Source organism: Rothia aeria (genome assembly GCF_016726365.1).
Taxonomy (GTDB): Bacteria; Actinomycetota; Actinomycetes; order Actinomycetales; family Micrococcaceae; genus Rothia; species Rothia aeria.
In genome coordinates, this window is the sequence record NZ_CP068102.1 from 904,695 (window position 1) to 916,480 (window position 11,786).

The 11,786-nt window shown below is 58.3% G+C and carries 13 protein-coding genes; 4 read left to right on the plus strand and 9 right to left on the minus strand.

Going from position 1 to position 11,786, the window contains the following annotated elements; translation table 11 throughout:
* Positions 1-167: 167 nt before the first annotated feature.
* Positions 168-1,574, plus strand: coding sequence for a class II fumarate hydratase (locus tag I6I94_RS03790; RefSeq protein ID WP_037232654.1), 1,407 nt, complete (start codon positions 168-170; stop codon positions 1,572-1,574).
* A 135-nt stretch (positions 1,575-1,709) separates the two neighbouring features.
* Here I6I94_RS03790 and I6I94_RS03795 read toward each other — a convergent pair whose 3' ends face one another.
* From I6I94_RS03795 to mca, 7 genes are all read right to left on the minus strand, one after another.
* Positions 1,710-2,300: a hypothetical protein gene (locus tag I6I94_RS03795; protein ID WP_201620902.1), complete on the minus strand. Its 591-nt coding sequence runs from the start codon at positions 2,298-2,300 to the stop codon at positions 1,710-1,712.
* Between the two features lie 160 nt (positions 2,301-2,460).
* Positions 2,461-3,354 (minus strand): hypothetical protein, encoded by an 894-nt coding sequence (locus I6I94_RS03800; protein ID WP_201620903.1) that lies wholly within the window; start codon positions 3,352-3,354, stop codon positions 2,461-2,463.
* Between the two features lie 147 nt (positions 3,355-3,501).
* The gene (locus tag I6I94_RS03805) at positions 3,502-4,005 is read right to left on the minus strand and encodes an NUDIX hydrolase (RefSeq protein WP_201620904.1); all 504 of its coding nucleotides are present in this window, start codon (positions 4,003-4,005) and stop codon (positions 3,502-3,504) included.
* 48 nt (positions 4,006-4,053) lie between these two features.
* Positions 4,054-4,581, minus strand: a complete 528-nt coding sequence (locus I6I94_RS03810) for a prepilin peptidase (protein ID WP_128087525.1) — start codon at positions 4,579-4,581, stop codon at positions 4,054-4,056.
* A gap of 100 nt (positions 4,582-4,681) precedes the next feature.
* Positions 4,682-5,479, minus strand: coding sequence for a polyprenyl diphosphate synthase (gene uppS / locus I6I94_RS03815; protein WP_201620989.1), 798 nt, complete (start codon positions 5,477-5,479; stop codon positions 4,682-4,684).
* 7 nt (positions 5,480-5,486) lie between these two features.
* Entirely contained in the window at positions 5,487-5,831 is a 345-nt protein-coding gene (locus I6I94_RS03820) for a hypothetical protein (RefSeq protein WP_023133805.1), read from the minus strand.
* Positions 5,832-6,067: 236 nt separating this feature from the next.
* Positions 6,068-7,036: a mycothiol conjugate amidase Mca gene (gene mca, locus I6I94_RS03825; RefSeq protein WP_201620905.1), complete on the minus strand. Its 969-nt coding sequence runs from the start codon at positions 7,034-7,036 to the stop codon at positions 6,068-6,070.
* Between the two features lie 204 nt (positions 7,037-7,240).
* Between mca and I6I94_RS03830 the strand changes: the two genes are divergently transcribed.
* The 3 genes from I6I94_RS03830 to I6I94_RS03840 all read left to right on the plus strand — a co-directional run bounded on the left by I6I94_RS03830 (position 7,241) and on the right by I6I94_RS03840 (position 8,897).
* Complete coding sequence (locus I6I94_RS03830) at positions 7,241-7,723, plus strand: DUF4307 domain-containing protein (RefSeq protein WP_201620906.1); 483 nt, start codon at positions 7,241-7,243, stop codon at positions 7,721-7,723.
* A 187-nt stretch (positions 7,724-7,910) separates the two neighbouring features.
* Entirely contained in the window at positions 7,911-8,414 is a 504-nt protein-coding gene (gene greA, locus I6I94_RS03835; RefSeq protein WP_006888257.1) for a transcription elongation factor GreA, read from the plus strand.
* A gap of 147 nt (positions 8,415-8,561) precedes the next feature.
* Entirely contained in the window at positions 8,562-8,897 is a 336-nt protein-coding gene (locus tag I6I94_RS03840; protein WP_128087523.1) for a hypothetical protein, read from the plus strand.
* A 104-nt stretch (positions 8,898-9,001) separates the two neighbouring features.
* Here the strand turns inward: I6I94_RS03840 and ilvA are convergent, their stop codons facing one another.
* Both ilvA and I6I94_RS03850 read right to left on the minus strand, forming a co-directional pair.
* Entirely contained in the window at positions 9,002-10,255 is a 1,254-nt protein-coding gene (gene ilvA, locus I6I94_RS03845; protein WP_023133801.1) for a threonine ammonia-lyase, read from the minus strand.
* Positions 10,256-10,416: 161 nt separating this feature from the next.
* Positions 10,417-11,742: an AI-2E family transporter gene (locus I6I94_RS03850; protein ID WP_128087522.1), complete on the minus strand. Its 1,326-nt coding sequence runs from the start codon at positions 11,740-11,742 to the stop codon at positions 10,417-10,419.
* Between the last annotated feature and the right edge of the window lie 44 nt (positions 11,743-11,786).

Here is an 11,786-nt window from a genome sequence, read left to right on the forward strand (position 1 = left end):
AAGCACATATTTTTCTGTGGCTTTGCCCCGCTCCCTATTGCGTTCCAACGTTTAGGGTGCGGGGCGTTACATTCTGAAGGTTGAGGCGGAAAATTTCGCCCTATTTTCTGGATGTAATATCTTCAAAATCGCAGTGGCAGCATGATTTTTGCGCCTATCCTAGAGGTATGGCTGAAAATATTGAATACCGCATTGAACATGACACCATGGGCGAAGTTCGCGTGCCCGCCAACGCACTCTACCGTGCACAGACCCAGCGCGCGGTCGATAACTTCCCGATTTCGGGGCAGACCCTCGAATCAGCCCATATTCGCGCTCTTGCCCTCGTGAAGAAGGCCGCCGCGACCGCCAATGAGGAACTTCAGGTGCTCGACGCTGAGCGCGCCCAGGCTATCCGCGAAGCGGCGGATCTGGTAGCAACCGGTGAGTACGACGAGCATTTCCCCATTGACGTCTTCCAGACCGGTTCGGGTACCTCATCGAATATGAACACTAATGAGGTTCTGGCAACATTGGCAACCCGTTCCCTGGAATCACAAGGTATTGAGGTTCACCCCAATGACCATGTGAACGCCTCCCAGTCTTCCAACGATGTTTTCCCCACCTCCGTGCACGTTGCCGTGACCGAGGCACTGGTCAAAGAGCTGATCCCTTCCCTTGAGGTTCTCGCTGCATCGCTGGAAAAGAAGTCCGCCGAGTTCAAGGACGTTGTCAAGTCCGGACGCACCCACCTGATGGATGCTACCCCCATTACCTTAGGCCAAGAATTCTCTGGCTACGCCGCTACCGTGCGTTACGGCATCGAACGTGTGAACGCTTCCCTGCCCCGCGTGGCTGAGGTTCCCCTGGGCGGCACCGCTGTGGGTACCGGTATCAATACCCCGGCAGGCTTTTCGGCACGTGTGATTGAGCTGCTTGCTGAAGAAACCGGTCTGCCCCTGACTGAGGCGCGTAACCATTTCGAGGCGCAGGCAAACCGCGACGGTCTGGTTGAGGTTTCCGGTCAGCTGCGTACCCTCGCCTACGGTCTGATGAAGATCAGCAACGATATTCGTTGGATGGGTTCAGGCCCGAACACTGGTTTAGGCGAGCTGCACATCCCCGATCTGCAGCCTGGCTCGTCCATCATGCCCGGCAAGGTAAACCCGGTGATTTGTGAGGCTGCCATTATGGTTGCGGCACAGGTGATTGGTAATGATGCGACCATCGCGCTGTCCTCCACCAACGGAGCCTTCGAGCTGAACGTGGGTATTCCGGTGATGGCAGCTAACCTGCTCCAGTCCATCCGTTTGCTCGCAAACGTTTCTCGCGTGGCGGCAGAGAAGATGATCGACGGCCTGAGCGCCAATGTGGAGCGTTGCCGCTTCCTAGCGGAAGCATCGCCCTCGACCGTGACCCCGCTGAATAAGCTCATTGGGTACGAGGCCGCCGCGAAGATCGCCAAGTATTCCGTGGCGAACAAGGTCACCGTGCGCGATGCCGTGGTAGCTTTAGGCTACGTTGAACGCGGTGAGGTAACCGAGGCTCAGCTCGACGAAGCTCTGGATGTCACCAAGATGCTGGGTGATTTCTAACCTCAAGCAGCGTATCCCAAGTATTCTCCTGTAACTGCAGGAGTTCGATAACACAGTGTAAATCCCCGCCTGCCCAATTATGGGTTGGGCGGGGATTTACGTTTATACATAAGCAGGTGCGCACAACTAACCCAGCTATGCCCCGGGAGCACGTATAGCGGTTATTGCTTTGACAAGTTCTTTACCATCGCCGAATAAAGGCAGAAGCATTATGAGGTGCATATACCACCAAAACGCTATGAAGCTGTGCCCCATCAGCTGCCACACCGTGCCCCCAATAAAAGCGGCTACTGGGCCAGCTACAGCGACCATCAGAGAGGATTTAGGGGTGAGATCCTCGTGCGGTGTGAGAAGAGAGAACCGCAAAGGGGTCGATTCGATGCGAATATGGCGCACACCTGCGACGTACCGTAACGCCAGGGCGTGCCCCAGCTCATGGATAACGGCCGGTATTAGTGCGCAGGTTACTACCAACCACATGATGAGCAGGCCCAGCACTACTAATCCTGCGGCCAATTTACCCTCACGCATCTCTACCCTGCCCGGGGTGAAATAAATGTGCTGCCCTTGGTCCCCCAGCAGCCCGCCTATAACTAGGAGAAAGGCAAACACGATAATCGGCAGAGATAGCACGGCTACCCGGTAACACAGGTATAGCATGCCGTTAAGGTTTAGCGTGAGCGGGCGAGAACGCCCGGCCCATATCTGCTTATTGGAGGCGTTCATTGGTTTTACGCTTCTTCCGTTGAGGAAACAGATGTACAACCAGTTGCGCTACCGCCGCTATTTTTCATCCTCTTAACCAGCTCCTCACTTTAAGTAGAAGTTTTATTCCCCTCTCAAACGGCGAATCATAATTTACATCTCGTGAGATGCTTTTCATTATTTATGCAGTGAACATGAACGTTTCAGCCGTGGTGAGTGCGTCGTTGGCGAGAGTGCCCGTTTTGCTCATAATCTGCACCCCAAGGGTGTATTTTTTGGTGGTATCCAGGCCGGAAACATACGGTATGTTCACTTCAAAAGCACCGTTATTGATCTTCTCGGGGCCCACGGTAATGAGGGAAACTGGGTCGGGGGCTAAATGCCCGGGCTCACCCAGCCCAGCGCGGTTAATAAATAGCCGCAACCTCGCACCGGCAGGAATGTACCGGCTTTCAAATCCGGTACCGTGTACCGTGATGCTCCCGCCAGCGGCGCTGGGGTTCTTATCGAAGTCAAGCCGAGGGCTCTCCGTCAGCACGGTAATGGGGGTCTGCGTATCGTATTTGGTGGTTTCGGAGGTGCGATGCCCTTCCTCAGTGCTTTCGGCGTAGCTAATCATGGTCTTCACCGCGTACTCTAGCCCTGCACGATACTGCCCGTACCAGAGCTGCCCGGTGACAAGCTCCGTTTTAAACGCCCCATCCTCTATGCGTTCGGCGGGTACGTGCACAAAACCTAGGTGGGTGTCATCAATGGTTTCGGGAAAATACTCGGGTTTGCTGGTGTCTTCGGTGAGACCCACATAGACGCTCACCCGCTGACCAAGCTGCACCCCGTAAAACCCGGTGCCTTCCACGTAGATGGTGCACGGAATGTACGGGTTGACGTTCTCGGTCAGGGAAAGGTTTAGCTTCGGTAAGAAGCTCTGAGTGTCGTCCCCAGGGCCGTTGAGGGGTTCGGGTTCGGCCAGCACTGGGGTCAGCGGCAACGACGCCACCCCGGTGAGGGCTAAGGCGCAGGCTAAACGGCGGCTGGGCAGGGAACTCTTAGCGTTTTTGAACGATTCGAGGCGCATGAGTGTCCTTCAGATGTGGTGTGTGCTTGCATTCCCAACCTACCAAACTTTAAATCTTTAATGAAGGATTTTTGAAACTATTACCTGAAAGTTTTCAGTGGTGTTGTTCCGCACCGAATCACCCGTGTAGCACTAAGATGGTGCCGTTTACCCCTTCGGAGACACCGATTCGTACCCAAACCTGCAGTGGCCGTCATAGCCTAAGGCTGCATCAATACGGTCAAGCATCCTTTCTGAGAGCATGGCCCGCTCGGTCGGGTCCGTCATATCCGCCCAGCGCACCTGGGTGGATTCGTCATCATTGACGCGCGCATCACCAGCAACCCAGCGGCACAAAAACGTGTGATCCAGAAACTGGCACCGGTCCCCGTTACCGAACCGCATGGCGGGGTCGGCTTTGAGCTGCGCGAGCGCAAGCACCTCAATCTTCACCCCCGCCTCTTCATGCGCCTCCCGAAGGCATGTCAGTGCGGGGTTCTCGCCGGGGTCCACGATACCCGTCACGGGTGTCCACGCGCCGTTGTCGCTGCGGCGCACCAGCAGCACACGGTGGTCAGAGTCGCGGCGGATAACAGCCGTAGCGCCCGAAAGCCACAGGTAGTCATGACCGATTTTCTCCCGCAGAGTGAGGATGTATTCGGGGGTTGGCACTTAATGCCCCTCCTTCTTAACTCGATAGTACGGCGGTTACTGCGCCGCCTAGAACAGGGTGTAGGCGGGCCACACCCACCCGGTGAGCGCCCCTAAAAGCATGAACGGCCCGAACGCTACACGCGTGCCGCTGCGGGCCATACCGAACAGAACCAGCGCCAAGGAGAACATCCCACCCACAATGAAGGTAACAAGCGAAGCCCACACCAGGTTCACCATCGAAAAATAGGCGAGCGCCCCACCAAGTGCAAGAGCGAGCCGCACATCTCCGCGCCCGAGAGCCCCAAACGAGAGGACGCGCATCAGCAGGTAGAAAACCCACAGTACCGCCCCACCCAGGAATACCCGGCCGATAGCACCTGCATCCCCTTTCATGAGGAGCACGAGGGGAAGGGCGGTGTAGGTGCTCAGAACCATTGAGTACACGATACTGCGCGGCAGGCGGTGCTCACGCACGTCCACGCGCCACAGCCGTATCCCCTGTATGAGGGTGTGCAGGCAGTACAGTATCAGCAGCACAGCGGAGACGGTTAACCAGCCGCCGCCGTGCAGTAGGGTGGTGATTTCCTGGTACATGCGCCCGCCTTACCCTGGTATGACCTCACTAACCATTAACGGTACCTGATGCTTGGCAACGGTACGGAACAGCCCCTGACGGAGTCAGGCAGCAGCTGACTTAGGATCCGAACCGGCGGTTACGGCCCGCGTAGTCGCGCAGCGCCCGCAGAAAGTCCACGCGCGTGAAATCGGGCCACAGGGCACGGCAGAAGTACAGTTCTGAGTATGCGCTCTGCCAGGTCATAAACCCCGAGAGGCGCTGCTCCCCCGAGGTGCGGATCAGCAGGTCGGGGTCGGGCATTCCGCGCGTATACAGCCGCTGGTTAATGTCGGTGACGTTCAGGGAGGCGGCCAGCTCCTGCACGGAGGTTCCTGCGGCGGCGGCGTCACGCAGCAGCTCACGCACCGCATCGGCGATCTCTTGGCGCCCACCGTAACCAACCGCAATATTTACCTGCACCCCGGGCAGCGTTGAGGTGGCTGTTATAGCCTGTTCTAAGGTGGCGCGCAGGCTCTGCGGTAGCATGGCGATGTTTCCTACCGCGTTCACGGGGCCTACGCGGCTGGCCACCAGCCGGTTAAGGAACTCGTCAATCACGCTGATTAAGCCGCTCAGTTCCCCGGCGGGGCGTTTGAGGTTCTCGGTGGAGAGCATGTAAAGGGTTACTCGCGGGATGTTCAGCTCGGTGCACCACCCCAAAAAATCAATAATGCGTTCTGCCCCTGCGGCGTGTCCTTCACGGGTACTCAGTCCGCGTTGGGCCGCCCACCGGCGGTTGCCGTCCACCAGCACCCCAATGTGCTCGGGCAGCGACTGTGCTGCTAAAGAGTCAATGAGGGAACGTTCATAAACGCTCGGGGCGGGTGTCACGCCCGGTTCGGCGGCTATACCGTGTACGGTGATGACCGGGATCATGGCGGTATTAGTGGCGCTCACGGGCCACCTCATCCTTGGTTACCGTTGCGGTATCCTCCCCAGCTTTAGCTGGTTCGTTGGGTGTTTCCCCCTCGTGTTCTGATGCGGCAGCTAGCTCCGCTTCCCGGGCGGCGGCGTACTGGGCACGGTACCTGAGGCGGCGGGTGCGGCGGGTCATATCAACGCCGAGGGCAACCACGAGCAGGCTCAAAAGTGCGGTCGCAAAAAATCCGCCGATACCGGGGGAACCGGCGGGACTGCCGTCAGGGTTCGAAGCTGGAGTTACCTCGGGGGCAGCTTGCAGAACGGCATGTGTGACGTCGAATAGAGCGTTCAGAACGAAAAGGCTCATGGTTCTCCTGCGTTACCTTCAGCCGTGCGGCGCGGATAAAGTCTAAGCTTTCATTCTACGCGCTCAATTGCGCGGCACAAGCTATCCTGCACATATGGCACCTGGGAATAACCCCAAAATAGGGTTCGGGTTAGCCGGTGGCAGACGGCGCGGCGAACGGCGCATCACCTGAAGTTCAATACCCCGGTGGCTCGTACTGGGCGGCGTGATTGGGGCGGGTGCCTCCGCTGGCTCTTTTAGCCAGCCGCCTTATAATCCAGCCCGTCGGCGAGGCAGCACTCCGGCAGGTCCACCGGCACCCGTGAGGCGATCAGCGTGTAGTCTTCCCACGGCCATACCTTCTTCACGTCCTCTGTAGGAATCGCAAAAAATGCGCCGTTCGGGTCGATTTGTGAGGCGTGGGCCAGCATCGCTTGGTCGCGCCGGTCGAAATAGGCGGAGCTGGGGATACGCGTGGTGCTTTCGTGACGGATTCCTTCTGTACTGACCTGATCAACCAGGTTTTCTATCCACCCCGAAAATACGCTCTGCCCGTCACGAGCCATGAGAAATTCGTGTCCCGCAACCAACCGTTCAGGATTAAACGCACGGTCGTAGTAGAGTTTCAGGGGCGCCCACGGCTGCCCCTCCCCCACGTATGCTTCGGGGTCACCGGCTTTCTCGTATGCCTCAACAGCGACTTTGTGGCTCATAATATGGTCGGGGTGCGGGTACCCGCCGATCTCGTCGTAACTGATCATCACATGCGGGCGGTACTCGCGCACCAGGCGCACCAGCGGTGCCGCCGCACGTTCAAGGGGCTGCACCCCAAAGCACCCAAAAGGTAGCGGAGGCATAGGGTCACCCTCGGGCAGGCCAGAATCCACAAACCCCATCCAACGGTGCTCAATACCGATCGCCTTCGCGGCGGCAGCCATTTCGCTGCGGCGCATCCCTGGAAGGTCACGGTGGTCGCGGGGGCTGTGTTTAATCTCTTCATTCAGGATGTCTCCACGTTCACCGCCGGTCATGGTGGCGACCATGTAGCGGGCGCCCCTATCGGTGTATGCGGCTGCTGAGGCAGAACCTTTAGACGACTCATCGTCAGGGTGGGCGTGAACTGCGAGGATACGCAGGCCTGTGTAATCATCTGCGAGAGGGGTCAGTTCATCCACCGAGGGGTGCTCGGGGAGCTGGGCTTTTAGTCTTGCTACAGCGTCGCTCACGTGTGTGTTCCTTCAAGTATCTAGTGCCGTCTGTGTGGTATCCGCTCAGGGACTAAAATGGAAGAGGCACATAACCGCTTCGTTGTGACATAGTACCGAAGATTCGCGTCGTGTGCCTAGTACTCGTGACGCTTTATGAACGGCTGTAACCGTTGTTACAGGAAACCCGTCAATGACTGTTAATGCACCGGCTGGGAGGTATTTATGACCGCAGACGCTCACCGTCATCATCCCGCCGTTGAGGAAACCCCGAAAATTTCCGCTACGGGCGCACCGGCATCACCAAACCTGGCTGACCGTTACGGCCGCTCCCCCAGGCCCCGCCGCACAGTTCCCACCCGCCTGTGGGTGGCCCTAGCTGCTGTGGTGACCCTGCTGGCGGGGGCTTTCGTGTTTTGGGTTCAGACGGATGCCGCCGCACGCCCCAGCGCCCGCGACATGGGGTTCACGCTGGTGAGTCACGATGAGGCATCCGGCGAGTTTGAACTCTCAAAAAACCCGCACGATGCGGCCATCTGTTCGGTCAAAGCTTTGAACTCTTCGCGTGTTCCGGTGGGCTGGACTGAAGTTGAGATTCCGCCGAATACTGCCGAACAGGGTAATGAGCGGGTGAGCCGGCACAGCGTGAGTTTACGTATCCTTTCTGAGGCGACCACCGTGACCGTGGATTCGTGCCGTAAGAAGTAGCCGCCAGCGTACTTTCTGACTCCCCTAGCTATCCCAACCAGCACATCATTTCTTGCAGGATTTAGGGGTGGGGAAAGTGCCCCGGTTTAGCTCTGACTCACATCTGTCTTAGAATGGCTAGAGTCGAAAGGGGGCTGTATGCCCCACACCCGCACCGGCGTGCCCGGCGCACAACCGAAGGAAAACAATGGCAGCAACCGAGAACAATGGTGCATGGCTGACGCAGGATGCCTACGACCGCCTAAAAGAAGAACTTGACCACCTCTCAGGCCCTTACCGTCAGGAGATCGTGGAGCGCATCGCCGCCGCACGCGACGAAGGAGATTTGCGTGAGAATGGCGGCTACCATGCCGCACGCGACGAGCAGGGCAAGAATGAGGCCCGCATTAAGCAGCTCACCCACCTGCTAGAGAACGCTAACGTGGGTGAGGCCCCCAGCGACGACGGGGTGGTTGCGCTCGGTATGGTGATCGAGGCAGAGATTGCTGGGCGTCCCATGAAGTTCCTGCTAGGCTCCCGCGAGGTTGAAAGCACCCTGCCAGAAGGCAGTGACCTGAAGGTGTTCAGTGAAAAGTCCCCCATGGGCGCGGCTATCCTGGGGCACAAGCAGGGTGAAGAGGTCACCTACCAGGCACCCAACGGCAACGATCTGGTGGCTAAAATTATTTCGGTCACCCCGTTCCAGGGCTAAGCTCTGGGCGCAAAAAGGTTTCAGACGAAAACCCGGGCTACTCGTTTAGTCCGGGTTTTTATGTAACCGTTATAGCCCACCTTCAAGTGCCCGCTCCCCTGGCCGTTTCGGGCGTATCACTTGCAATATCCCCTCTTAAGGAAAACTATGGAACCTGTAGCTTTTGATGATATTCCCCTCGAGATTTTTCTGCAGGATATTATGGACCTCACCCGGCTGTTTCCGGAGGATTTTCCTGCGGAATTCGCTAAAATGGCCGCACGTATCGGGGTGGAGAAACAGCACCTGTTCATTACAGACTTCATCGAAGACACCCGGGATCATGTGGTAGGGCACTATCTGGGGTATGTCTTTGATGCGCTCAACCGCAGAATGTATCAGTACGAGATTCGGGGCGGGAACAAGCTCTACCTTAAGGAAGTCCCGGTGGAGGACCTCACTGTACGCGATACGGACAGTGTGAAAGTTCTTGACCTGCTCTAGTACGGCGGCACCCGGGCAGGATGCAAGCCCCGCCCCGTTGCAGCACCGACAGGGTCACAACGGTACCGGTTGGTATAGTGTGGGGGCAGCCCACGCCCGGGTCTTTAGTAGACGATAATCGGGCGGAAGCCCTCCTCCTCAAGGGCCGAAATGACGCGGTTGCAGTGCTCAGTGCCGTTGGTTTCCATATCGATCGTGATTGAAACGTCACCCATTGATAAGGATCCGCCCACTCGCGTGTGGTCCACACCGGTGACATTCGCATCGTTCTCAGAGATAATGCGTGAGATTGTTGCCAGCTCGCCCGGACGGTCGGAGAGCATCATCTTAATTGTCATGTACCGGCCTGCCGCCGAAAGGCCGCGCTGAATCACTTTCAGCATGAGCATCGGATCGATATTACCGCCCGAGAGCACGCACACTACAGTGCCCAGCTCGCCGTATTCTTCCTTGAGTTTGCCGTTCATCAGTGCCGCCACCGGTACCGACCCGGCAGGCTCCACCACCAGCTTATTGCGTTCCATGAGGAAGATGAGGGCACGGGCGATGTCGTCCTCACTCACCGTCGCCACATCATCCACCAGCTCTTTAATGATGGAGAACGGCAGCTGGCCGGGGCGCCCCACCGCAATACCGTCAGCGATGGTAGAGACCTTCTTCAATGGCACCAGCGCATCTGCTGCCAGCGATAGCGGGTATGCGGCCGCGTGCTCAGCCTGAACACCAATAATACGGATTTTCTTACCCAGTTGGGCTTCTTTAGCGCGTACCGCCGTGGAGAGCCCTGCCAGCAGGCCGCCGCCGCCCACGCCCACAATGATGGTGTCTACGTCGGGCACCTGCTCCAGGATCTCAAGCCCAATGGTGCCCTGCCCGGCGATAATATCCTCATTATCGAAGGGGTGCACGAACACCGCGCCGGTTGCCTCGGCGTAGCGTTTTGCCTCGGCCAGTGCCTCATCCACGGTGGTGCCGTGCAGCTCAACCTCCGCGCCGTGGTCGCGGGTGGCAGTAATTTTGGGGAGGGCAGCGCCCAGCGGCATGTAAATGCGCGCTTTAATGCCCAGTTTAGCGGCCGCCATCGCCACCCCCTGAGCGTGATTTCCCGCCGATGCAGCCACCACACCGTGTGCTTTCTCAGCCTCGCTAAGTTTAGCCATGCGAACATACGCGCCGCGTGCTTTAAACGAGCCGGAACGCTGCAGGTTCTCGCATTTGAAGAACACCTCAGAACCGAGTTTGAGGCTTAAAGCCCGCGAATGCGCCACCGGTGTGCGCTCAATAACCCCCGTGAGCAGTTCAGCTGCTGACTCAATCTCAGATAGGGTTACAGGCAGGTCATCAAGGGGTGCGTTCACGTTCAGTCCGTTCCATTCGCAGGTGGGCACATCTATTGACTATTTTAGTGGATGCATACCGTATTCGGAGAACATAAAACCGTGCCCTGCGCCGCATAAAACGGTGAGGCCCATCCCAGCTTAGTACTGGAACAAGCCTCACCACACCACGACAATAGCGGCTACTTATTGCCCTGCTTCCGGGAGGGTTTCTTACCCTGGGGCGAATCAGTATTTTCTGCGGAGGCAGGCTCTGCAAGTGCAGGCTCCTCGGCGGGTTCTTCGTCACGGCCAGCAGCTGTGCGTGCCCGCCCCCGAACGCGCTCAGCAGCGTCCTCAACCGCACCGCGGCGGCGTTTGGCAGCTTCACGACGGCGCACTTCGTGCGGGAAAAGGAACTCTTCGGTACGTAGCTGCGGATCGTTCTCCCAGCCGCGAGAGGCCAAGTACCGCACCACGGAATTGACCACAGCGAGCACAGGAACCGCGAACAGCGCACCCGTAGCCCCGAAAATCATGGACCCACCGGCCACCGCGAAGATCACGGCCAGCGGGTGCAAAGACACCGCCTTGCCCATAATCAGCGGCTGCAGGATGTGCGACTCAAGCTGCTGCACCAGCAGCACAATGCCGATCATAATGAGCGCCTGCACCGGTCCCAGGGCCACCAGCGCCAGAAGAACCGCCACCGCTCCAGAGAGTAAAGCACCAATCACGGGGATGAACGACCCCAGGAACACGAGCACACCCAATGGTATGGCCAGCGGCACGCCCAAGATTGCGGCACCAATGCCGATACCTACCGCATCAATAGCGGCCACAAGAATCTGCACCCGCACATACGCGCCCAGGGACTTCCACCCAGCGCGCCCTGCACCGTTAACAGCGTCGCGTGCCCGCCGCGGGAGAAGTCCCACAATAAACAGCCAGATGCGTTCGCCCTCCATGAGGAAAAACACGAGGGTGAACAGGGTGATAAGAGTTCCAGTCGCCACTTCGGCGGCGGTGCTGCCCACTTCAGAGACCCCGCGGACAATGGAGCTGGGGTTCTCAGAGGCTAGTTTCCTGCCCTGCTCCAGCAGCTGGTTCAGCTGCTCCGCCCCAAGCGAGTACCCCATATTATCGAGCCAGTGCACCAGCTCGTTGTACCCTTCGAGGGCTTTGCTCCATAACGAGACGAACCCCTGGGCAAGCTGCTGCCCGGTAAGCGCCACCAGCGCCAGCAGACCCACAATCATGCCGATTTCGGCGATGGCGGTAGCCGCACCTGCGCGTACGCCGCGTTTACGCAGGGCGTACACGGCGGGGCTTAGCAGGGCCGCCAGCAAAGCCGCAACCATGAGCGAAATAACGAGCAGGGATACTTTCGCCAGCCCCTGCCAGAGAACCCATCCTGCCCCGGCAACCACCAGCAGCCGCCACGACCAGGCGGCGGCGGTCTCGAGGGCAAAAGGAACCGTAGTATTTTTCGTAGGTGCTGTATCGTTCGTATCGGGTGTTTGGCCCATCGGCTCTCCTCAATTATTTCGCTACACGAAAGCGCAAGCGGGGC